Below are 20934 nucleotides of genomic sequence, written 5' to 3'. Positions count from 1 at the left end.
TCCATCTTTTCTCGCTTTTTCATCTCTTCTTTTTGTGATTCACTCGGCGGCAGCTGAAGACCCGGAGACTGCAGCACCAGCTTTCCCGGAAGCGGCACATTTATTTGCTCGTGTTTTATATAAACGCATAACGCCATTGCCTGACCTCCGCCGGAGGACGTTCCGAAAAAGCGAATATCTGCCGCTTCATATCGTTCAAGCATTGCCTGGTACACGCGCAGTGTGGATTGTACTGTCTCTGCAAGCCGATGCTCCGGCGCCATCGGGTACAAGGGGAACCACACTTCCGCATCACAATTCTGTGCAATCTGTCCGCAGAGAATGATATCGCCGGGATCGGGCGGCAGAATGTAGCCGCCTCCGAACAGATACAAAACACCTTTCTTCGAAAAAGATCTTTTGACCCGCACTGCATAACAGGTTGTCCCTCCAATATCCTTCGTTTCTATATGAAAATCTGACATTTTTCCGTAAGGAATTTTCAACGGTTTTTTCTGCTTTACTCTGTATCGTTCCAACAGTTCATCAAACGCTGTTCCCTGCCTGTCCAATCTCTTTTTTATACCGGTCAGCCGAATCAGACCACTGAGCATTTTGTGCCGTATGCTTGGCATCTTATCATTGTCTCCCCTCTTTTTCTTTCATCCATGAGCCGTTTCCATCCGTTGCTCCGCTTTTTTTATCGCCTACAAAAGCAAGCCGACCAGCATTTACGTATTTTCTATATCGATCCCCCAGCGATCACCGCGTAGATAGAAGCCGGTCTCCGGACAGATTCAACCCCTCCGCTCCCGCCAAACCAAGCAGCAAAGCTTCCCAAACACCGCTTGGGAATACTCTTAATAAAATTGCCGACAAAGAAATTTCTCAGTGAATTTTCCTATCCGGTTTCTTTTCGTCTCAAAGTCATAATCCAGCCGAAAGCAGATACGCTCCGCCGCCGGATCAAAAATAGCTAATAACATATTTCACAAAAGAGCCTCCTTCGCTTATTTCTTCCCGACCAGCAGTGCCGAACCGGAAAGTCCCAGCCACCGCGACTCTGTTTTGCCAATGAACATTCCGTTGGCCGTATCGATCAGCTCCACTTTTTCGTACCCCAAATCCTTCAATTGACCGATAAAGGACTGCATATCCCCGTATCTCGCTTTTGAAAAAAGATCGTGGATGGCAAAAGTGCCGCCCTTTTTTAAAATCCGGAGCGTCTCCAGCAGAATAGCCTGCCTGTCGTTGCTTGGGATATTGTGATAAACATAATTACTGGTGACCGCGTCAAAAGTCTCATCTTCAAAATCCAGCTTCAGCGCATTTCCTTGAGCAAAGGATACATTCCTCACATCCTCGACTGCCGCATTGCTCTCACACAGTGCCTTGCTGAAGGATGCATATTCTCTGCCCCAGCGATCTATACCAATCATCTTCGCCTTTGGATTGCGTTTTGCACATGCAATCGTCAATGCCCCGCTCCCACAGCCTACATCCAGCCCTATGCCACCTTCCGGGATGTCAACATATGCCGATGAACCATCCACAATCGTTTTGGCAAGTCTGCGTTTCCCGTTGTAGTCAAAGACTCTGTGCAGAGCAAACATCCAAGCAGAAAAAAACAGCAGGACAACTGTTCCAATCCCAAAGACAAACGCACAAATAATTCTTGCCGTTCCATGCAAAAACAACTCTGTCACGCCAAATAACATAAAAAGTGAAAATGCAGCTATAGTTCCAGCAACCAGAACTTTTAACATTGATTTCGGAACCCAATTTTTGTAATCTGGTTTCATTTCTATTATCTCCTTTGCATTTCTCTGATCAAGTCATACATATGGAATCCTTCCCCCGCCATTTCTCACTCTGTTCAGCTTCACCCCAAAATGCTCGTATCGCGGGCTCTCTCTTGTCTTTATCGTCTGTGTCCAAAATGACAGAAACTTCTTTCTTGGCAGCAATATCATATGCATAATCCACCATCTTCTTCATAGATGTCTTTTTTTCATTTTCTTGCCAACACCGTAATCCATGGCTTTGACGGATGATGATCGCTCGTTGTCTCGGAAAATCCTGCCGTCTTTAATGCAGCTTCGATTTCACTCGGTGTGTAGCACTTCATGCCTTCAATGATGCGCTCAAATTTTTTGCTTACGGCATCAATTCCGTCCGACTCATTGCAAATCATAAAATACCCGCCCGGTTTCAGAATGTTAATAACTTGGGAAAAACAATTTTCAAGTCCCGGCCAGAAATATATTGTCTCAAAAGCTGTAGCAAGCTCAAAAGATGCCGTAGAGAGGTTAAGCTTAGAAACATCACCCTGCTGCACCGCGCATCTGCCTGCGGAAATTTCCGCATTATTGTATTTCTTCGCTTTCTCAACAGACAGCGGCGAATAATCAACCGCAAGCACATGAGCCTCCAAATATTTTTTCAGAAGCTCGCCTGCATTTCTTCCTGCGCCGCAGCCAAGATCAACCACATTTTTGGGCTGTATCTTCGGCAAATGTTCCATACCCCAGTCTGCCAGCTTTGCATGGCCAGAATTCATACCGGAGAGCATCATTTTCCCAAGTTTTCCCTCAGGCTTCCTTGTCTGGTTAAAAAATTTTTTCATCAGTCCCATAATCAAATTTCTCCTTTTCAACGTTTTGGCATCTTATACGAATGAATTCTCCACGAACTTCAGGAACCCCATTTTGAATGCCATTTTTAGCATGATCTTGGTAAAAAACGCAATTTTTCTCTCGTTCCCAACTTTTTTCCGGCGGGGTTGCAAAGGTGGTTACTTTTTCGAACTTGTTTGTCCATGGTGCAAACATCAACGCCGCATTATCAACCGCAAGCACAACCAGCGAATCGGTATTGCCGCTCTTGCGAATAATTTTATTAGACTTCACACCTTTTTGATTTTCCGCATCAAAGGAAATGCTGCCGCCAGGAAACCGTTCGGCAAGATGGACAAACAAAGGCTTTATTTGTTCGGATATAAAAATATATGAGCATGCCTCCGCTGATAACAAACAGACCGTCCTCCGGCCTGGCTGAAATCAAAATGGATATTCCCGATAACCTGCTCTGCACTGCCGTCTTTAAAGATATCCGAATACCTTTTTAAGCAAACAGCCCTGCCATACAGCGGCATAACCGGCATTTCCATCAGCGTATTCCTTTCGATTTCAATCATTGTTTCGTCTCTGCTTCTGTGTAACTTCCATTCTAAAAGAACAGAGTACATGCGGCTGATAGCAGGGCAACCGCCGGGCACACAGCAATCTGTATCATATGCGATTGACGGTTAAACCCGAACTACTGCGGTCCCACATATTCTTTTATTTCCGGGTAAAAATGCGGAAAAAAATTGCTGTGGCAAAGCAGAAACGGGTCAAAAAACAAGATATCAAAAGCTTTTAGAAGCCACAGCATGGTCAAAAACCTCTGGAAGAATTGCCAAAAGGTAAACCCCTTTATGATGCCGTCCCAGCCGCCAAAGGCAAACGCGCCAACCACATAATCATTAAAGACAGCGCCATCAGCAGCCAGCCAAGCGCATGGGCGCCAGGAAAACGTTCTTTTCTTTCCTTTATCACCGCCTGTATTTCCTTTGGTGCAGACGCAAAGAAGCGTTTGTCCTGTATAAACGCCACGGCGGACAGCAGCAGCAAAAACAGACCCGCCGTCGCAACAATGGATAAAATAACTGTTGTAATCATTTTTTCCGCCTCCTCACCACTCCAACAGGACGTATCCATCTTCTCTGCCGGTATGTATAAAAAGCATTTACCCACAGCCAAACGAATACCGCCTTCCAGCCTGTATCTATTTCTGCCCGGTCTGCGTACCTCGTACGGTTTTTATCCAGCCTTTTTAATCCGATATTATAATTCCGCACGGACATGTGCCCATTGTCATTCCTGCTGCTGATAACATCCGGATCGAAACGCACAATATGAATGGTGTGTTTGCCCAAGAGAATGACACCATACAATCGTAAAAAGCAGGACGATGTGCTGCCGACCGACCGTATCTGAGTCCGCCGTACTTGCATTGAATACCACAGGCAGCATACTCAAGCCGGTATGTATACGCATGATGCCGCTGTAATTCGCAAGCCCGGAACTGCAAACAGAATCCTTTGTCGTCATGTTATTTTTTCATCTCGTACCTCTCTTCGGACCTTTTACTCCGTCCGAAACGATCCGATCATCACATGTATCGCCGCCGATTGCCAACATATAACCCTACGGAGCCACGACGAGATGAGCAGCAAGTATCAAATAATCGTTTTCACACGCAATAGAAATAGGCTTCATGAAACTTCTTGCATACTTTTCTATCAGATATTGCGTGAACAGAGACATGGAAAATTGGTGTGTACGTTCTCCCTTGTGCGGCATCATTTCAGCCTACTTATTTTTCTTTGGCGGCCACGGCCAACATCGGTTAACCCGCTCGCAGTACACTTCGTATTCCTGCCCATACAAGCGCCTCAGCCACTTTTCCTCCGTGTTCTTCATCAACACAGTCATGAAGAGCCAGTAAACAAAAGGCAGGATGAGAAACCAAGCATTGCCGACCATCAGCAACACGCCTGTACACAGGATCATGAAAGCCGCATAAATCGGATGGCGAACCCACGCGTATATTCCCGTTGTTGTCAAATAATTTTTCTTGATATGGTCATCAACTCTTGATACAACAACGGCCTGTATCCATATAAAAACACCGAGTATCATCAGACATATGCCCAAAACCATGAGCGGTATATGTATCTTTTTCAACTCGCCGGAAGAAAAAATCGCCAGCTTTCTCGCCAGTACAGCGGCAATCGTCAGCAGCGTTATGCCGCAAACGTATATCGGCCCCACGCCAAGCATCGGCAAATGCTCTCGTTTCTTCATGGCTTATGTCCTCCTGATAAATGCTTCGATCTGTTCCACATACGCCTGCAGATGCGCCGCCATGTATCCGCAATGGACATGACCCTTGCGAATTGTCAGTTCCGCTTTCGGCATGTAGATAGGTATGGTTTTTTTTTGAATATCTCAAATCAAGGTCTTTTTCACCAAAATCAAAATGCAGCTTTTTTTGTTCGCTGTCCGTCAGCTCCCGCAGGTCATAGTGACAGCAGGCATAACAAATCGCATTGATATCCTCCAGCGTGACCCGTTCAAAGTTTTTCGTCATCATTCTTGCAAAGTCGTATCCATACATCTTCACAAGGCGCTCCGATACTTCGGCATGTGTCCTGGCAAGCTTCTTCTTTCGGCTCCTGAACATGTTTCTCATGAACCATTCAGCAAACCCGGCACGCCTGCTCAGCATGATGCCGTCAAACCATGCATGCGCCACCTCGAAATCCGCGTCAAGAAAAAGTCTGTATGCCACAGTGCCGCCGAGCGAAGCCCCATATAGCAGAGAGATTTGTCTGAATCCCCGTTTCAGGAGAAAGCATTTCAGTTCGCTGTATTCCTCATCCGCACCGATGTACGCTCCGGCTCTTCCGTGTCCTCCCTGATCCGGCGCAATGATATGATACTGCCCTTTAAAGCGCGGACTCATCAGCTTGTATAAATCTTCTCCTGATATCAGCATAGGCGCAAGGAGAATAACTGTCGGCTCCTTTTTATCGCCATATTCATGGATATACATATACAGTCTCCCCTTATTAGATATAGCTAACTAATATTCGAAAAAAATATGCCGTTTTCAAGGCGCTTACCGAGACTCGCTGTCCGCCATATTATCGTATTATCTTCCTGCCAACCTAAAATTTATTATTATGAAACAGATTTGCGGCACCGCCCTCTTCTCGTTGGTTAGCTACTTCTAACAGAATAGCACGTTGTTTCCCAAATTTCAAGAAATTATCGCAAGATTTGCAGTATAGATTGTTATCAAACTTTTCAATTCTGCTTGATGCTGTTGTCAGAATGCGTTGTCAAATTTTTGTTGTTGTTTTCTCCGCCGCTACCATCAAACTCAGCAGCGAATGCTGTCGCCAGATTCCGTAAACTAAACGCAAAAATGACGCCAAAGCACCCTCAAGCTCTAAAAACTCCCACTTTCAAGCTATCTAACCCTTTTGATAAACGCATTTTCTTGTATTCATCTTGGCGTTCCGCAAAGGTTCAAAAATCCGTTTCTTTTTACATCATTTTCTAAAAACTTTTTTCCAAATTGACGACTGAATTGCCTTCACCCTTGAATATCACCATCTCTGCTTAAACTGCTTAACCGTTCATAAAGAGCTGTTTAACCTGTTCTAAGGCTCATTTCCGCACAGATTATTTCCCCTGTCTTATTAGGTGTTAATCCCCTTCGGAACAACATTTCTATACCATATTCTTTGATTTCAAAAATTGAACGAAAGAATAGGTCATTTGCGCCGTGACCCCCCAAATCACCGCTTCTTCCGTCTGATAAAATAAAATATCCCGATATCTTTTTTTAAATTGATAATCCCTTCCGCCGGGAAGCAGGTCATAAGGAAAATCCGGATCGGTTAATGTCACCATTGCGGCCTTATGTTTGAGCGGTTCGTGTTTTAAAAACCAATTTATCGGAATTGAGAATAGATGATCGACTTCATCTTTGGAAAATGTCCCTTCAAAATCGCGAAGCATCCCGACAAAGGGCCAAATAGGCGCTCCGGACGGCCCGTTCTCCCCATCCATTGGCGCCAATATTTCGATCTGATCCTGTTCGATCATCAATTCTTCCATCGTTTCCCGAACGGCTGCTGCTTCTGGTTTTTCTCCTGCTTCAATTTTCCCGCCGGGAAAGCTCACTTCCCCGGGCTGTGTCATCAATGCATCGGAGCGTACTTCATACAAAATTTCGACGCCTCGGTCTGTTTCAATTAAAGGGATCACCACGGCGGCTGTTCCATGCCGAATGCGCGACAAATATCCTGGCGTTCGGTGACGCCATTTATCTTTGATTGTTTGAAGCCATTGATCAGTATTGATAAACGATTGTTCTTGTTTCATCTGATTACCCTACTTTATTTTCTAATTTCCAGACAATAAAAAAACCGCTCGAAGCACGAACGGTATGTTACCAAATGGAGCGGAAGACGAGATTTGAACTCGCGACCCTCGCCTTGGCAAGGCGATGCTCTACCACTGAGCCACTTCCGCAGTAATGTGCTAATTATACTCGACGCTGAGGCACGTGTCAAGTTTTTAACACCACTCTTCAAAATGGTGCGAGGAAAGGGATTCGAACCCTCACCGCTGTATAAGAGCGACAGGTCCCTCAAACCTGCGTGTCTGCCTATTCCACCATCCTCGCAAGACCATTTAAATCAGAACAACATATATTATAAATAAACAATGAATAAATTACAAGCATTTTTTCATTTTTTTTCGTGCTTTTTTAACACCATCATCCAATGGTCAACACAGCGATATAGATCCGAAGTTTCACCGCTGTTGTCGAACACCACATCCGCCCGGGCCGTCATTTCAGCGTCGCTCATCTGAAGTGCGACCATCCGATTTGCCAAATCTTCGTCAATGCCGTCTCGTTTGCAGATACGCGCAATGCGAATAGCCCTATCACAAATAACCACCGCCACCACATCCACATAGGTCTCCTGATGCGCCTGAAAGAACACCGGGCAATCGTAGATGATCAGCGGTACCTTCGCCTGCCGAAGTTCCTCAAACTGTTCCAAAATTGCCTGCTGAATAATCGGATGCTCAATGGCCTCTAATTTTTTTTTTGCATGCACATCTTTGGCTATTAAAGCCCGCATTTTTCTTCGATCAAGTTCGCCGCACGCAGTCACAAAATCAGCTCCAAAAACCTCGGCAATGGCCATTAACACCCTGCCGCCAGGTGCCGTCACGGCGTGAGCAATCGCGTCGGCGTCGACGACCGGACAGCCATAGGCATCGCGCAGATAGCGGGAGACCGTGCTCTTGCCCGATCCGATGCCGCCCGTCAAGCCAATAATCATCGGCGTGTCTTTTGGTTGATTATTTAAGTTCATACCAGGACTTCCCAATGCGCGCATCCACCACCAACGGCACCGACAACGATACCGCGTTTTCCATTTCCTCCGTCAGCAGACGTAAAATTTTTTCAGACTCAGTCTCCGGCGCTTCAATGATTAATTCGTCGTGAATCTGCAGCAGCAAATGCGAACGGAAACTTTCTTTCGCCAGGCGATGGTATACCTTAACCATCGCAATCTTCATAATATCGGCGGCGCTCCCCTGAATGGGCGTGTTTAAAGCCATACGTTCGCCGCTCTGCACGATCATGCGATTGCGGGATTGGATTTCCGGGATATACCGCCGTCTGCCATAAAGTGTTGTGACATAGCCCTTGGTTTTGGCTTCTTCCCGAATCGCTTTCATATAAGCATAAACTTTCGGATAACGCGAAAAATACATATCGATATAATCCTGTGCTTGATTGCGGCCAATACCCAGTTCCTTCCCGAGACTGAAGGCCTGCTTGCCGTAAATCAGTCCGAAATTAATGGCTTTGGCATGGCTTCGCTGCTCTCTGGTCACATCTTCAAGGGGCACCTGAAAAATTTCTGATGCGGTTCGTGCGTGAATGTCCTGATTTTTGGCAAAAGCTTCTAGCAAATTTTCATCCTGCGTCAAATGGGCAAGCACCCGCAGCTCGATTTGTGAATAATCCGCGTCCACCAAAACGCACATGGGCGATGACGGCACGAAAACGCGTCGAATCTCCCGCCCCAAATCGGTACGCACCGGAATATTTTGCAAATTCGGATCCGAGGATGAGATACGCCCGGTCGCCGTGACCGTCTGGTTGAAATGAGAATAAATCTTTTCTGTCTCGGGATCCACCAATTTGATCAGTCCGCGGCCATAGGTCGAATCCAATTTCGTCACTGTGCGATATTCTAAAATATCGTCGACAATCGTATTATACGGCCGCAATTGCTCCAGCACTTCCACCGAGGTGGAATATCCCGTTTTGGTTTTTTTTATCGGCGGCAGGCCCATCTCTTCAAACAAAATCATTCCCAGCTGCTTGGTCGAATTGATGTTAAAACGCTGCCCAGCCTCTTCATAAATTTGCCGGGTCAGGGTTTCGATACGCGCTTCAAAATGAGCCGAAAGATTTTTTAGCTGTTCCTGATCGATTTTAAAGCCAATGCTCTCCATCGATGCCAAAACTGGAATCAATGGCAACTCAATCTTTTGATAGAGCGCTGTCATCTCCATTTCCTCCAGCTGATGGGCCAATTCCGCGTGAAGCCCATGGATCGCCGCGCATTCGCCCACGATAAACGCCGCACGTTCCGGTGCTGCGATCTCAGCCAACGCCCTGCGCGTGCGTCCCTTGCCCAATAATTCTTCTTCCCCGACAATAGTTTGATCCAAATATTTAGCCGCCAGCGATTTCAAGTCATAACGATTGTCTGCCGGTTCAAGCAAATAGGCCGCCACATAGGTGTCAAAATCCATTTTAACCAGCTGTGCGCCTTGTGCTTCAAAGATGTGTGTGAGTGCTTTCAGGTCGTGTCCCACAATCCCCAGAGCATCGGCGTTGGGCAAATCGTTCAAAGCGCCAAGCAACGCCTCAACCAGTGCAGTTTCCGGTACGTAATAGTAGCGCCCCTTTAATTCAAAGGCGGCCCAAAGCGCTTTACCCTCTTGAATAATGTGCAACAGCAATTGATCTTCCTTGGCAATTTGTGTCAATAAAAAGTAAAGATCCTTAGAACTGCCCACGGTTGAATACGCAACGGATGCTGCATCACCTGTCGGCAGCGCCATCGGCGCGGATAATTTTCTTAATATCGACGTAAATTCAAGTTCTTTGAGGATTTCGACCACCTGCTCGTTAAAGAGATCTCGCATCTGCATATCCGATTCATCCATCTCGATGGGCGCCTTCACATCGATTTCACCCAAAAACAAACTTAAATAGGCCGCATCTTTACCCGCTGCAACCTTTTCTTTCTGCTTGCCTTTCAATTCATCAATATGTTCGTACAGCCCGTCCACGGTATGGTACTGCTTAACAAATTTAAGAGCTGTTTTCTCGCCGATCCCCTTAATGCCGGGAATATTGTCCGACGGATCCCCCATCAGGGCTTTTACCTGAATGAGTTCAATCGGTTCAATGCCGTATTTTTCGTGAATATAAACCGGATCCACCTCGACAAACTGGTTGCCGCTTCGCGTGGTGGTATATAAAATATGCACCTGATCTTCCACCAATTGAAAGGAATCCCGGTCCCCGGTAATAATTTTTGCCGCAACCCCTTTCCCGGAAAATTTTTTTGCCAGCGTCCCGATGATATCGTCCGCTTCATAACCCGCCAGCATCACCACCGGCACCTGCATCTGCGTCAATATCTCTTTAATCAGGTCAAGCTGAGTTATGAGCTCTTCCGGCATTTTATCCCGCCCCGCCTTATAGGCATCATAGCGTTGATGGCGGAAAGTCGGCTGCGCCATGTCAAAGGCCGCTGCCAGATAATCGGGCTGCATCTCGTTTTGAATTTGCTGAAGGAGTTTGACAAAGCCAAAGATCCCGTTGGTTGGCACCCCTTTCGAGCTGGTCATGGTGCGAACGCCATAAAACATTCGAAATAAAATACTGTTCCCGTCAATTAATATTGCTTTTTTCGTTTGGTTTGCCATTTTCATTATTCTTTCTTTTGTTACTTATTATTTTAAGCACTTCATCAAGGTATCAACATCTTTGTTTGAATGTACAAATTATAACACAAGCACCGTATTTCCTCACATGACAATTCAAAATCAATTCTTTCGCCGCTAACCGCCGATCCCTCCGATATTTTAACCACCATCAAGGCGGACAAAATTTCCCCCTATATTAATGCACAAACCCATCCACGCGTCAAACGCGTGGCTGTCATCTGACGGGCAAAGCCCTCTGCTATTAACGGATACGTAAAACGTGTAAACACAATTCAAAGTAGAACACGTTAAGGATGGCTTTTTTGTTCAAACCTTTAAGGTCTCCGGAATCATGTGTCTAACGCATGATTTTCGGCATACAAAAAGAACCGACACCGCTTGATGTCCGTTCTCTTAATGAGGATTCATTTCGTGGTGCCCAGAGGCGGAATCGAACCACCGACACGGGGATTTTCAGTCCCCTGCTCTACCGACTGAGCTATCTGGGCAAGGATGGTGGGCCCTCAGGGACTCGAACCCTGGACCTGCCGGTTATGAGCCGGATGCTCTAACCAACTGAGCTAAAGGCCCTCCCTGAACATAAAATGGTCGAGGTGAGAGGATTTGAACCTCCGGCCCCCTGGTCCCAAACCAGGTGCGCTACCAAACTGCGCCACACCTCGAAACTTGACCGTATTATAATAGCACAGCCCTTTTAAGCCGTCAAGTTTTTCTCTGGATTCCCAATTCCATCCAAATGCATTACCTCTGACCTCGCAAACTTTGTTGATATGCAAGCAAAAAGCCTCACAAAGTGAGGCTTTTCATAAATGTTTATACGATTCGTCACCTGTTAGATCAGAGCGGCAACAGCTTCTTTGACGTCAGTCATTTTTTGGGTTGGTTCAAAGCGAGCAACCACTTCCCCGCTTCGGTTGACCAAAAATTTGGTGAAATTCCATTTGATATCTGAAGTATTTTTGTAGTTCTTATCGATCTTTTTGAGCATCGCACTCATAGCCAATGCCTTCGGCCCCTTGCCGAAACCTTCAAAGCCTTTCTGGCTCTTAAGGAAGGTATAAATCGGCAATTCGTTCTCGCCGTTCACATCCGATTTTTTCATCTGCGGGAACTGCGTATTATAATGCAGTTGGCAAAATTCGTGAATTTCTTCATCGGATTCCGGTGCCTGACCGGCGAACTGATTGCACGGAATGTCGATGACTTCCAGCCCTTGATCATGAAACTTTTCGTAAATGGCTTCAATATCCTTGTATTGCGGAGTAAAGCCGCAACCCGTCGCGGTGTTCACCACCAGCACCACCTTGCCTTCATAGTCTTTCATCGATACTTCGTTGCCCTGGCCGTCTACTAATTTATAATCATAAATGCTCATTGTTGTTTTCCTTTCTTTATGCAAATAACAATTTATCTGCTCACCTGGTCGATTTACCATTCTCCGGTAGTTAAATACCGATCGATGGAAGACACCACCGATGCGCCGTCGCCGACTGCTGTCGCAACCTGACGCACTTGTTTGGTTCTGGCATCGCCTGCCACAAAAAAACCCGGTGTATTCGTCTTGCCGTCTTCGCCGGCGATGATGTATCCCCTGTCGTCCATGGCGCAAATGCCTTTAAAGAGCTCTGTGTTCGGCACAATCCCAACGGCCACAAAGACGCCGTCCACCGGAAGCACCTTGTCTGTCCCGGTCTTTTTATTGTGAACTCTTACGCCGCTTGTTTTGCCATCATTGCCCACAATTTCTGTCGCAACCGAATCCCAGACCATTTCGATATTGTCCATCGCGAAAAGCTGTTCCTGCAGGGACTTGATCGCCCGCAGTTCGTCTCGGCGATGCACCACATACACCTTTCGGGAGCCTCTTGCCAAAAAGATGGCATCTTCCACAGCAACATTACCGCCGCCGATTACTGCGACATCTTTGCCCCGATAAAAAGCGCCGTCGCAAGTCGCGCAATAGGAAACGCCTTTACCGCCATAAGTATCTTCGCCGGGAATCCCCAGCTTGCTGTGCCCGGCGCCGGATGTAAAGAGCACCGCTTTCGCTTCATAAACTTCTTTATCGGTATAGATGCGTTTGACATCACCCAAATCTTCCACACGTTTCACTTCTGCGTTGACGAAATTAACACCCAATTTATCGGCGTGTTCACGCATCTTCTGGGCTAAATCAAAGCCGTTAATACCCGGCAGCCCCGGATAGTTATCAACTTCATAAGTATCAATAATCTGACCGCCGCTCATATAGTTGCGTTCAATCACGATCGTATCCATTTTCGCGCGTTCGGCATAGATACCAGCTGTCAATCCAGCCGGTCCTGAACCGATAATAATTAAGTCTTTCATGTCGCCCTCCCGATCATTTCTTAGTTTCAATTATATTTTACGCAATTAAAAAGCGTTTGTCAATCATTTTTCTACTTTTTATTTATCTTTAAGCATGATGATGCCGCTCGAAACAACCACAAAAAAAGAAACCTCGAAAGGTTTCTTCAATGCAATCTGCATTGTTCAATAATCACGATCTGCCTGAAAAGCATTTTCGATGTGATGGATTGCCAATCGGTCTTTATCTCTCTGCCAAACCTCAATCACATCAAAACGCAAAGCGCGGTCATCAACGGCGTTTTCCTGCAAATAATAAAGAGCCGTTTGAATGATGTGACGCTGTTTAGCCTTCCCCACAGCCTGACCCGGCAGACCGTGATCGGTATTTTCCCGATATTTCACTTCCGTAAAAACCAATGTCTCGTCATCTTTGGAAATAATATCAATTTCGCCAAACGCCGTCAGATAATTGCGCGCAAGAATCTGATGCCGCTTTTCGCGCGACAGATAATCCGCGGCCAGTTGCTCCGCCCGATTGCCCTTTTGTTTGTTTTGTCCCTTGTCGTTCAAAAATCACTCCTGAACAAAATGAGTAATGAAGCTTCGGCGGTGAACCGGTGTCGGTCCACAGGTCTGAATGGCTTCAATATGTGCCGCTGTGCCATAGCCCATATTGCGCTCAAAACCGTATTCCGGATAGGTCCTGGCGTATTCCTGCATCAAATGATCTCGATACACCTTGGCAACGATGCTCGCCGCCCCGATGCAATAACATCGGGCGTCACCATGTACCACCGCCTGAACCGGAATTTGAGACGGCAACTTCAGTGCATCGATAAGCAGCAGGTCCGGCCGCGGGACCAATTGCGCTACTGCATTGGTCATCGCGAGCTTGGTTGCCTCTAAAATATTCATCGCATCGATGGTTTCAGGATCCACAACACCGATGCCGATGGCCAACGCTTCATCGCGAATCGCCGCGTTTAATGTTTCTCGGCGCTTTGCAGAGATTTTTTTAGAATCGTCGATACCTGCAATGGCTGAGGTCTCCGGCAAAATCACGGCAGCCGCCACCACCGGTCCTGCCAACGGGCCGCGGCCCACTTCATCGATGCCGCTGATCAACGCGTATCCCTGCGCGCGCGCCGCGCGCTCGATAGCCTGGTGCTCGTGGATTTTCGCGATCGCCGCCTTTAAACGCATCTGTTTTTTCTGAAGTTGTTCGCCAATGGCGCGGACTCCCTTGCGTTTATCCGCGTTCAATGCCTCAATCCAAACAGGTATTGAATCTTCGGGCAATGCCTTCACGCGTTCACGAATCGCCGCCACAGAACTACCGGCCACCTCATCCTTTAACATCATCAATGGTGATCCTTCCCAATTTGCCGTTTTTAAAATCCGTCAGCAGCATTTGCGACGCCCGGGCGTAATCATATTGATTGCCGCGCATCAAAAGCTTTTTGCCTTCGCATAATTCATCAAACAACCGCCAAGCGGGCTTTTCACGCATCACGTCGAGATCATAACGTTTCTCCAACCGTTTCGGATAATGTGAAATCATGAACTGCATCAAATCGCCGGCAAGATTTTCCTTCTCAAAAATCGTATCCTTGATTGAACCGATCCACGCCAATTCGGTGCCGATAACGTCATCCTCAAATCTCGGCCAGAGAATGCCCGGCGTATCCAAAAATAAAATATCAGACCCGGTTTGAATCCATTGCTGGCCCTTGGTCACGCCCGGTTTGTTGTCGGTTTGTGCCTTCTTCTTGCCCGCCAAGGTATTGATGATCGCCGACTTGCCCACATTAGGAATACCGCACAACAGGCATTTGATAAGACGTTTCTCTTGGGTATTAACCTGATGTAACGTGTCAATAAGCCTCTTTTTCGCTTTGCCGTCAAAGGCTGTGAAGGGCAAAACCGCATCAATCCCAGGTGTGTCCAAAAATGATGCCGCCCACTTCTGGGTCATGCCGGGATCGGCAAGATCTGATTTGTTGAGCAAGATCACATGGCTCACACGGCGGCCCTTGAGCATTTTAAAAATCCCCGGATTTCGGCTGGCTCGAGGCACGCGGGCGTCGAGCACTTCGATCACCACATCGATCAGTTTAAGTTTCTCTCCGATCTGGCGCCCGGCCTTTGCCATGTGCCCGGGATACCACTGAATTTTCTTCCGTTCAATGTCCATCTTGAATACTCCCTATTTTCCCCCAGGGCCAGAAGCGGAAAATCACATGACCGATCATATCATCTTCGTCCACAAATCCCAAATCCGCATAACGGCTGTCAGAGCTGTTCGCACGGTTATCCCCCATTACAAAGTATTTTTCTGCCGGCACTGTTACCTTGGCAAAATCGCCGTAGGATTCTTTGTTGATATAAGACTCTTTAAGTAAACGACCATTGCGGTACACCTTCATATTTTTAATTTCGATGGTATCGCCGCCTTTGGCAATCACCCGTTTGACATAATCGATCCCCCGCGAATAGCGCAGCACCACAATATCGCCGTAAGCCGGTTCGCCGATCTCATATTCGAGTTTATTGATCACCAAGCGTTCACTCTGTTTCAGCGTCGGATACATGGAGCTGCCCTGCACCATCACGAAGTCGAAAAGAAATAACTTAATAATCACCGCGACGCTCACTGCCACCACAATAGAAATGATCCATTCCTGTGCTTCCGATTTTTTCTTGCCCGCTCTATTGACATCTGTCTTCTTTTTTTGCTTTACCATTGAATCTCCTCGCTTTATGTGCCTAAAAGAAAAGGGTCCGGCAACCGGACCCTTGATGCTTATGCTTTTTCCTTGACTCTGGCAGCCTTGCCGACGCGATCGCGCAGGTAATTCAGTTTTGCACGTCTGACTTTACCTTTGCGCAGCACATCAATGGCAGCCACTTTCGGCGAATGTACCGGGAAAGTTCTTTCAACGCCGATGCCGGAAGACAATTTGCGAACCGTAAAGGTTTCGTGAATCCCACCGTGCTGCTTTTTCAAAACCACGCCTTCAAACATCTGAACACGTTCACGCTTGCCTTCGATAACGCGCACATGCACCCGAACGGTATCTCCGACATTAAAAGGGGGCATATCCTTTTTCATGTTCGCTTGCTCAATTTGCTTTAAAATTTCCATGACAGCTCCTTTATATTAAGATGATTTGACGATCATTCGTCCTGAGACCAGAGGATCATCGCGTGTTAACATACGTTAATATTTTATCCTAAGGATCCGGCATTTGCAAGCACTTTCTCGCCATGCCGCCTTATTTTTTGCCGGTTTTTGGCGGATGTTCGGCCAGATATTTCCGATAAAGATCCGGGCGCTGCGCCGCGGTTTTTTTGAGTGCCTGCTCATGACGCCAGGCGGCGATTTTCGCGTGATGCCCTGACAGCAACACCTCCGGCACCGCCACCCCATCAACCATTTCCGGTCTTGTATACTGCGGGTATTCCAAAAGATCATGCTCAAAAGACTCTTCCTCAAGACTCTCGACATTGCCAAGCACGCCGGGCAGATGGCGCGCAATGGCATCAGACATCACCAGCGCCGGCAGTTCCCCGCCGGTCAGCACATAATCCCCGATCGTATAAGATACGCTCACGCAGCGATCCAGCGCGCGCTGATCGATTCCCTCGTAGTGCCCACACAAAAAAATAAGCCCTTCGGCCGCTGCCATCTGATGCGCCAATGACCGTGCCTCTCCGGTATCAAACGGTTTTCCCCCCGGCGACAGATAAATCACCGGATAATGATCGTGGTTCGGAATGCTTTCAATCGCTCGGATCACCGGTGGCGCCTGCATCACCATGCCGGCACCGCCACCATAGGGATAATCATCGACTCGACGATGCTTGTTGTGCGCAAAGGAACGGATATCGACAATTTTAATCCGAAGGGTCCCATTGGCCACGGCGCGGCCCATCATGCTCTCGGAAAAATACGTTGCGATCGTCTTTGGAAAAAGCGTCACAAAATAAAAAGTACTCATAGTTCAAAATAATCCTGGGGAATATCTGCCGAAAGCACACCGGCCGCCAAATCCCAATCCGGGAAAAAAATGCGGCGAAAAGGAACATACAAATGTTTGCGGCCTCCCGCCAGACGAATATCCAGGGTATCCACCGTGCCCGTTGTCGTGAGCACATCGGCCACCACACCGATCTCCCCCCGGGCGCAATCTACCACATTCATTCCGATCAAATCAGCAATATAAATTTCATGATCCCCCAGCGGCTCTCCCTGCTCCCGGGGAATCATCACATGGAATTGCTTCAACGCCTCGCTGGCATTGCGATTATCCACACCCGCAAGCTTGATAAGCACATTCCCCTTGTGCACACGAACCGATTCAATGGCATAAGCCTTCTTCTCTTCCTTGCGCGGATGCATCAGCCACACTTGATCTAATGCATCAAAACGTTGCACATCATCGGTCATGGGTGCAACTTTTATTTCCCCGCGAATGCCATGAACATTCACGACTTGGCCGATGGTCAACCAATCCTTCATGTTGATCTCTTTCATTCCTTTGCCACTCATCTTTTTCCCAATCAGCTATTCTGAAAACAGCGGCTTATAAAAAAATGACCCGCTTTCACGAATCATTCCTTTAATCATTAATCCACAATGTCGAGCAAAACATGCTTGTCCTGCTGGGTGCCGGCGGCTTTTAACACAGAGCGAATGGCTTTGGCAATGCGCCCCTGACGGCCGATGACTTTGCCCATGTCGCTGTCCGCAACACGAAGCTCCACAAAAATCTCGTGTTGCTTTTCTGTTTCAGTCACTTCAACTTCATCGGGATGATCGACTAAAGCTTTGGCGATAATTTCAACCAGATCTTTCATGCCTATCTCCTAATTAGTCGATGATGTTTTCTTTCTTTAAAAGTGCTTTCACAGTGTCAGAAGGTTTTGCGCCATTGGCGATCCATTTTTTCACAGCATCGCCATCAATTTTAACAACCGGCGGTTCCGCGGTCGGATTGTAGTAGCCGACTTCTTCAATGAATTTACCGTCACGCGGTGCGCGAATATCCGCGACTACCAACCTGTAAAATGGACTCTTCTTTTTACCCATCCGTTTCATTCTAATCTTTACTGCCATTGTTTTTCTCCTTTCAATATTCTAATTTATGTTCAGTAAACCCTGGTTTACATAAACGGCAATTTCATACGGCCTTTTTTGCGGCCCTTTCCCATACCGCCCATCTGCTTCATCATCTTACGACTCTGATCAAACCCCTTAAGCAGGCGATTGACATCCGCCACGCTGGTACCGCTGCCATTAGCAATGCGTTTGCGGCGGCTGCCGTTGATGATTTCAGGCTTAGCCCGCTCTTCCGGCGTCATCGCGTAAATAATCGCCTCGGTCCGTTTCGTCTGCTGTTCGGTTTTGACCATATCAAGCCCGGCCAACGCTTTCTTGTTCATCCCCGGCATCATCTCGAGCAAACTCGTAAGGGATCCCATTTTCTGCAATTGATGAAGCTGATCTAAAAAGTCACTCAGATCGAACGTTGCCTTTCGGATTTTTTCTTCCATCGCCCGGGCCTGCTCTTCGTCAACCATCTCCTGAGCCTTGTCAATGAGGGACAATACATCCCCCATACCAAGGATTCTCGATGCCATCCGATCCGGATGGAAGCGTTCAAGGTCCGATAATTTCTCGCCGCTCCCGATGAAAACAATCGGCTTACCGGTCGTGTAAGTAACCGACAAGGCGGCACCGCCTCGCGTGTCCCCATCCAATTTGGTAAGCACCACTCCGGAAATGTCCAACTGGTCATCAAAACTTTTCGCAACGTTGACTGATTCCTGACCGGTCATACCATCAACCACCAACAAGGTTTCCGTAGGATGGACCAACTCCTTGATATCCATCAGTTCACGCATCAGGCGTTCATCAATTTGCAGACGCCCTGCCGTGTCCAAAATCACCAAATTATACCCCTGTTTTTGGGCATAACTGATCGCCTGGTTGGCAATAATCCGCGGTTCCTTCATTCCCGGCATGGTGTAAACCGGAATATCCAGCTGTTCGCCTAAAACCTTTAGCTGATCAATGGCTGCCGGGCGATAAACGTCACAGGCCACCAGCAAAGGCTTCAATTTGTTTTCTTTCCGGAGCAGATTGGCAATTTTACCGGCCGTCGTGGTTTTGCCGGCGCCCTGCAATCCAACCATCATGAAAATATTCAAGTCGCTTTTCTGAAGCTCCAACGGTTTGATTTCGCCGCCGAGCAATCGAGTCATTTCATCATTAACGACTTTAATATATTGCTGGCCAGGTGTCAGCGATTTTAAAATCTCTTCGCCCTGCGCCCGCTCACTAACGGCTTTGGTAAACCGCTTGACCACTTTAAAGTTGACATCCGCTTCTAAAAGGGCCAGTTTGATTTCCCGGTTCGCCGCTTTAATGTCAGCTTCATCCAATTTCCCTTTGCGGCGCATACCAGCAAAGATGTCTTGAAATTTTTCACTCAATCCTTCAAATACCATCATTCACCAGCCTTTTAAAATGCATCGGCGAATTGCCGAATTTTGTTCGCAATATCTGCCAGCGTTTGTCGCAGTTTCGCGTTCTCTCCGATCTGAGGATCATCCATCACGCCGGCCATTTCCTCCGCCGTGTCGCTGATCAGTTTTCGATTATCGCGAAAACGTGCGACTAGACCCAATTTTTCTTCATAGACCTTCAGCTGCCGACGCCCGCGTCGAAGCGCATCGGATGCCCCTTGCCGCGTCATCTGTGTCAGTTCCGCAATTTCAGAAACGGAGCAATCCTCGTTGTAGTAATAGCTCAGCACCAACTTCAATCGTTCCGACAGAAGCTCACCATAAAAATCGAAGAGAATTTGCTCCTCAACTTTTTCTCGGACCTTTTCATTTCTATTCTGCATCTCTATTTTGACTCCGATAGCTTTTATATTTTACAGATTCGCCGTCTCTTTGTCAAGCTTTTTTCTTGACAATTTGTCTTGACGCTTTCTTGAAACATGTGCGGCCGTTCACGCGCCCGAATCACTGGTATCGTAAAGTAATTTCACAAATTCGCGGGCATCAAAGGGCACCAAATCATCCGCGCCTTCACCGAGGCCCACATATTCAACGGGGATTTTCAATTCATTAATCATCGGAATCACCACACCGCCTTTCGCCGTGCCATCCATTTTCGTCATCACGATACCGCTTAAATGCACGGCTTCATTAAAGGTGCGTGCCTGGGTCAGAGCATTTTGCCCGGTTGTCGCGTCAACCACCAGCAAATTGTGCACATCAAAGCCTTGGCCCTCCCGGTCGATGATCCGGCTGAGCTTTTCAAGTTCATTCATCAAATTCACTTTGTTGTGCAAACGTCCGGCCGTGTCGCAGATCAGCACATCCGCATGTCGGGAATGTGCCGCATGCAGTGCATCATAAACAACCGATGCCGGATCGGCTCCCGATGCACTGGCAATGATATCCACACCGATGCGCTCTGCCCAGGCTTCCAGTTGTTCTGCCGCAGCCGCCCGAAAGGTGTCCGCCGCCGCCAGCATGACCGTCTTTCCCTCGTTTTTATAGCGCTGAGCCAATTTGGCAATCGTGGTGGTTTTCCCAACACCATTGACCCCGACCACCAACATCACGGCCGGCATCTGCATCGGAGCCGCCGTCACCGTGACCATCTCCGTCATAATGGATTCAAGCAGCCCTAAAACTTCCTCGCTTTTTTTAATCCCCTTTTGTTTAATCTCTTTTTGCAGCTGGTCGATAATGGCTTCTGACGTTTCAATGCTCATATCCGACAGAATCAAACTTTCTTCCAGCTCATCAAAAAAATTTTCATCCAGATTTTTGTAATACAGGGCACGGTTAATCTTCTCAGAAAAATTCTTTTTGGTGCCTGCCAGTTTATCTTTCATCCGCTGATACAAAGATGCCATTTTTTACCTCT

At 47.4% G+C, this 20934-nt stretch carries 26 protein-coding genes and 5 tRNA genes; all 31 read right to left on the bottom strand.

What is annotated here, in order from left to right:
* The coding region (locus tag HMPREF0721_RS02270) for an alpha/beta hydrolase fold domain-containing protein (protein WP_156788763.1) at positions 1 to 614 on the bottom strand (614 nt) is incomplete at its 3' end.
* 375 nt (positions 615 to 989) lie between these two features.
* Complete coding sequence (locus tag HMPREF0721_RS02265; protein ID WP_006597913.1) at positions 990 to 1781, bottom strand: class I SAM-dependent methyltransferase; 792 nt, start codon at positions 1779 to 1781, stop codon at positions 990 to 992.
* 28 nt (positions 1782 to 1809) lie between these two features.
* Complete coding sequence (locus tag HMPREF0721_RS11715; protein ID WP_006597912.1) at positions 1810 to 1977, bottom strand: hypothetical protein; 168 nt, start codon at positions 1975 to 1977, stop codon at positions 1810 to 1812.
* A gap of 13 nt (positions 1978 to 1990) precedes the next feature.
* Complete coding sequence (locus HMPREF0721_RS02260; RefSeq protein ID WP_006597911.1) at positions 1991 to 2614, bottom strand: class I SAM-dependent DNA methyltransferase; 624 nt, start codon at positions 2612 to 2614, stop codon at positions 1991 to 1993.
* On the bottom strand, positions 2589 to 3011 hold the full coding sequence (locus HMPREF0721_RS02255) for a hypothetical protein (protein WP_156788679.1): 423 nt from the start codon (positions 3009 to 3011) through the stop codon (positions 2589 to 2591). The genes HMPREF0721_RS02260 and HMPREF0721_RS02255 overlap by 26 nt, the downstream gene beginning before the upstream one ends.
* Positions 2963 to 3175: a hypothetical protein gene (locus HMPREF0721_RS02250; protein WP_040639846.1), complete on the bottom strand. Its 213-nt coding sequence runs from the start codon at positions 3173 to 3175 to the stop codon at positions 2963 to 2965. The genes HMPREF0721_RS02255 and HMPREF0721_RS02250 overlap by 49 nt, the downstream gene beginning before the upstream one ends.
* Positions 3176 to 3455: 280 nt before the next feature.
* A complete protein-coding gene (locus HMPREF0721_RS12355) occupies positions 3456 to 3701 on the bottom strand; it encodes a hypothetical protein (protein ID WP_242821841.1) in 246 nt (81 codons plus the stop codon).
* Between the two features lie 693 nt (positions 3702 to 4394).
* A complete protein-coding gene (locus HMPREF0721_RS02240) occupies positions 4395 to 4724 on the bottom strand; it encodes a methyltransferase family protein (RefSeq protein ID WP_341349316.1) in 330 nt (109 codons plus the stop codon).
* On the bottom strand, positions 4672 to 5640 hold the full coding sequence (locus HMPREF0721_RS12350; RefSeq protein ID WP_006597904.1) for an alpha/beta fold hydrolase: 969 nt from the start codon (positions 5638 to 5640) through the stop codon (positions 4672 to 4674). The genes HMPREF0721_RS02240 and HMPREF0721_RS12350 overlap by 53 nt, the downstream gene beginning before the upstream one ends.
* Before the next feature lie 683 nt (positions 5641 to 6323).
* Positions 6324 to 6980 carry an NUDIX hydrolase gene (locus tag HMPREF0721_RS02230; RefSeq protein ID WP_006597903.1) on the bottom strand — a complete coding sequence of 219 codons (657 nt, stop codon included), beginning with the start codon at positions 6978 to 6980 and terminating at the stop codon, positions 6324 to 6326.
* A 75-nt stretch (positions 6981 to 7055) separates the two neighbouring features.
* Positions 7056 to 7130: transfer RNA gene (locus tag HMPREF0721_RS02225), tRNA-Gly, on the bottom strand.
* A gap of 64 nt (positions 7131 to 7194) precedes the next feature.
* A tRNA-Leu gene (locus tag HMPREF0721_RS02220) sits at positions 7195 to 7284 on the bottom strand.
* A 64-nt stretch (positions 7285 to 7348) separates the two neighbouring features.
* Positions 7349 to 7987: a dephospho-CoA kinase gene (gene coaE, locus HMPREF0721_RS02215; RefSeq protein WP_006597902.1), complete on the bottom strand. Its 639-nt coding sequence runs from the start codon at positions 7985 to 7987 to the stop codon at positions 7349 to 7351.
* Positions 7974 to 10631, bottom strand: a complete 2658-nt coding sequence (gene polA / locus HMPREF0721_RS02210; protein WP_156788678.1) for a DNA polymerase I — start codon at positions 10629 to 10631, stop codon at positions 7974 to 7976. Before polA ends, coaE begins: the two co-directional genes overlap by 14 nt.
* A gap of 433 nt (positions 10632 to 11064) precedes the next feature.
* Positions 11065 to 11140 (bottom strand) — tRNA-Phe (locus HMPREF0721_RS02205).
* A 5-nt stretch (positions 11141 to 11145) separates the two neighbouring features.
* Positions 11146 to 11222: transfer RNA gene (locus tag HMPREF0721_RS02200), tRNA-Ile, on the bottom strand.
* A 15-nt stretch (positions 11223 to 11237) separates the two neighbouring features.
* Positions 11238 to 11314 (bottom strand) — tRNA-Pro (locus HMPREF0721_RS02195).
* Positions 11315 to 11484: 170 nt separating this feature from the next.
* Positions 11485 to 12027: a glutathione peroxidase gene (locus tag HMPREF0721_RS02190; RefSeq protein ID WP_040639844.1), complete on the bottom strand. Its 543-nt coding sequence runs from the start codon at positions 12025 to 12027 to the stop codon at positions 11485 to 11487.
* A 53-nt stretch (positions 12028 to 12080) separates the two neighbouring features.
* Positions 12081 to 13001, bottom strand: coding sequence for a thioredoxin-disulfide reductase (trxB, locus tag HMPREF0721_RS02185; protein ID WP_006597899.1), 921 nt, complete (start codon positions 12999 to 13001; stop codon positions 12081 to 12083).
* 165 nt (positions 13002 to 13166) lie between these two features.
* Entirely contained in the window at positions 13167 to 13553 is a 387-nt protein-coding gene (locus tag HMPREF0721_RS02180) for a YraN family protein (protein WP_006597898.1), read from the bottom strand.
* 3 nt (positions 13554 to 13556) lie between these two features.
* A complete protein-coding gene (locus HMPREF0721_RS02175) occupies positions 13557 to 14345 on the bottom strand; it encodes a ribonuclease HII (RefSeq protein WP_006597897.1) in 789 nt (262 codons plus the stop codon).
* On the bottom strand, positions 14329 to 15177 hold the full coding sequence (ylqF, locus tag HMPREF0721_RS02170) for a ribosome biogenesis GTPase YlqF (RefSeq protein WP_006597896.1): 849 nt from the start codon (positions 15175 to 15177) through the stop codon (positions 14329 to 14331). The genes HMPREF0721_RS02175 and ylqF overlap by 17 nt, the downstream gene beginning before the upstream one ends.
* The gene (lepB, locus tag HMPREF0721_RS02165; RefSeq protein ID WP_006597895.1) at positions 15167 to 15727 is read right to left on the bottom strand and encodes a signal peptidase I; all 561 of its coding nucleotides are present in this window, start codon (positions 15725 to 15727) and stop codon (positions 15167 to 15169) included. Before lepB ends, ylqF begins: the two co-directional genes overlap by 11 nt.
* A gap of 59 nt (positions 15728 to 15786) precedes the next feature.
* Positions 15787 to 16128, bottom strand: coding sequence for a 50S ribosomal protein L19 (gene rplS, locus HMPREF0721_RS02160; RefSeq protein WP_006597894.1), 342 nt, complete (start codon positions 16126 to 16128; stop codon positions 15787 to 15789).
* A 130-nt stretch (positions 16129 to 16258) separates the two neighbouring features.
* The gene (gene trmD / locus HMPREF0721_RS02155) at positions 16259 to 16984 is read right to left on the bottom strand and encodes a tRNA (guanosine(37)-N1)-methyltransferase TrmD (RefSeq protein WP_006597893.1); all 726 of its coding nucleotides are present in this window, start codon (positions 16982 to 16984) and stop codon (positions 16259 to 16261) included.
* Positions 16981 to 17505, bottom strand: coding sequence for a ribosome maturation factor RimM (rimM, locus tag HMPREF0721_RS02150; protein ID WP_050786943.1), 525 nt, complete (start codon positions 17503 to 17505; stop codon positions 16981 to 16983). Before rimM ends, trmD begins: the two co-directional genes overlap by 4 nt.
* Positions 17506 to 17612: 107 nt before the next feature.
* Positions 17613 to 17843, bottom strand: a complete 231-nt coding sequence (locus HMPREF0721_RS02145) for a KH domain-containing protein (protein ID WP_006597891.1) — start codon at positions 17841 to 17843, stop codon at positions 17613 to 17615.
* A gap of 13 nt (positions 17844 to 17856) precedes the next feature.
* Entirely contained in the window at positions 17857 to 18102 is a 246-nt protein-coding gene (rpsP, locus tag HMPREF0721_RS02140; RefSeq protein WP_006597890.1) for a 30S ribosomal protein S16, read from the bottom strand.
* A gap of 47 nt (positions 18103 to 18149) precedes the next feature.
* Entirely contained in the window at positions 18150 to 19496 is a 1347-nt protein-coding gene (gene ffh, locus HMPREF0721_RS02135; protein ID WP_040640183.1) for a signal recognition particle protein, read from the bottom strand.
* Positions 19497 to 19510: 14 nt separating this feature from the next.
* Entirely contained in the window at positions 19511 to 19897 is a 387-nt protein-coding gene (locus tag HMPREF0721_RS02130; protein ID WP_006597888.1) for a sigma factor-like helix-turn-helix DNA-binding protein, read from the bottom strand.
* Between the two features lie 108 nt (positions 19898 to 20005).
* A complete protein-coding gene (gene ftsY / locus HMPREF0721_RS02125) occupies positions 20006 to 20923 on the bottom strand; it encodes a signal recognition particle-docking protein FtsY (protein WP_006597887.1) in 918 nt (305 codons plus the stop codon).
* Positions 20924 to 20934 lie beyond the last annotated feature (11 nt).

It is taken from the genome of Pseudoramibacter alactolyticus ATCC 23263, from assembly GCF_000185505.1.
Taxonomy (GTDB): domain Bacteria; phylum Bacillota; class Clostridia; order Eubacteriales; family Eubacteriaceae; genus Pseudoramibacter; species Pseudoramibacter alactolyticus.
Note: the sequence above shows the minus strand (reverse complement) of the source record. Positions and strands in the feature narration are given on the sequence as shown.

Excerpts from the sequence above, each read along its gene's own strand:
- HMPREF0721_RS02265 (WP_006597913.1), bottom strand. The coding sequence starts at position 1,781 with ATGAAACCAGATTACAAAAATTGGGTTCCGAAATCAATGTTAAAAGTT.
- HMPREF0721_RS11715 (WP_006597912.1), bottom strand. The coding sequence starts at position 1,977 with ATGAAGAAGATGGTGGATTATGCATATGATATTGCTGCCAAGAAAGAA.
- HMPREF0721_RS02260 (WP_006597911.1), bottom strand. The coding sequence starts at position 2,614 with ATGGGACTGATGAAAAAATTTTTTAACCAGACAAGGAAGCCTGAGGGA.
- HMPREF0721_RS02250 (WP_040639846.1), bottom strand. The coding sequence starts at position 3,175 with ATGATTGAAATCGAAAGGAATACGCTGATGGAAATGCCGGTTATGCCG.
- HMPREF0721_RS12355 (WP_242821841.1), bottom strand. The coding sequence starts at position 3,701 with ATGATTACAACAGTTATTTTATCCATTGTTGCGACGGCGGGTCTGTTT.
- HMPREF0721_RS02240 (WP_341349316.1), bottom strand. The coding sequence starts at position 4,724 with ATGATACTCGGTGTTTTTATATGGATACAGGCCGTTGTTGTATCAAGA.
- HMPREF0721_RS12350 (WP_006597904.1), bottom strand. The coding sequence starts at position 5,640 with ATGTATATCCATGAATATGGCGATAAAAAGGAGCCGACAGTTATTCTC.
- HMPREF0721_RS02230 (WP_006597903.1), bottom strand. The coding sequence starts at position 6,980 with ATGAAACAAGAACAATCGTTTATCAATACTGATCAATGGCTTCAAACA.
- coaE (WP_006597902.1), bottom strand. The coding sequence starts at position 7,987 with ATGAACTTAAATAATCAACCAAAAGACACGCCGATGATTATTGGCTTG.
- polA (WP_156788678.1), bottom strand. The coding sequence starts at position 10,631 with ATGGCAAACCAAACGAAAAAAGCAATATTAATTGACGGGAACAGTATT.
- HMPREF0721_RS02190 (WP_040639844.1), bottom strand. The coding sequence starts at position 12,027 with ATGAGCATTTATGATTATAAATTAGTAGACGGCCAGGGCAACGAAGTA.
- trxB (WP_006597899.1), bottom strand. The coding sequence starts at position 13,001 with ATGAAAGACTTAATTATTATCGGTTCAGGACCGGCTGGATTGACAGCT.
- HMPREF0721_RS02175 (WP_006597897.1), bottom strand. The coding sequence starts at position 14,345 with ATGATGTTAAAGGATGAGGTGGCCGGTAGTTCTGTGGCGGCGATTCGT.
- ylqF (WP_006597896.1), bottom strand. The coding sequence starts at position 15,177 with ATGGACATTGAACGGAAGAAAATTCAGTGGTATCCCGGGCACATGGCA.
- lepB (WP_006597895.1), bottom strand. The coding sequence starts at position 15,727 with ATGGTAAAGCAAAAAAAGAAGACAGATGTCAATAGAGCGGGCAAGAAA.
- rplS (WP_006597894.1), bottom strand. The coding sequence starts at position 16,128 with ATGGAAATTTTAAAGCAAATTGAGCAAGCGAACATGAAAAAGGATATG.
- trmD (WP_006597893.1), bottom strand. The coding sequence starts at position 16,984 with ATGAGTACTTTTTATTTTGTGACGCTTTTTCCAAAGACGATCGCAACG.
- rimM (WP_050786943.1), bottom strand. The coding sequence starts at position 17,505 with ATGAAGGATTGGTTGACCATCGGCCAAGTCGTGAATGTTCATGGCATT.
- HMPREF0721_RS02145 (WP_006597891.1), bottom strand. The coding sequence starts at position 17,843 with ATGAAAGATCTGGTTGAAATTATCGCCAAAGCTTTAGTCGATCATCCC.
- rpsP (WP_006597890.1), bottom strand. The coding sequence starts at position 18,102 with ATGGCAGTAAAGATTAGAATGAAACGGATGGGTAAAAAGAAGAGTCCA.
- ffh (WP_040640183.1), bottom strand. The coding sequence starts at position 19,496 with ATGGTATTTGAAGGATTGAGTGAAAAATTTCAAGACATCTTTGCTGGT.
- HMPREF0721_RS02130 (WP_006597888.1), bottom strand. The coding sequence starts at position 19,897 with ATGCAGAATAGAAATGAAAAGGTCCGAGAAAAAGTTGAGGAGCAAATT.
- ftsY (WP_006597887.1), bottom strand. The coding sequence starts at position 20,923 with ATGGCATCTTTGTATCAGCGGATGAAAGATAAACTGGCAGGCACCAAA.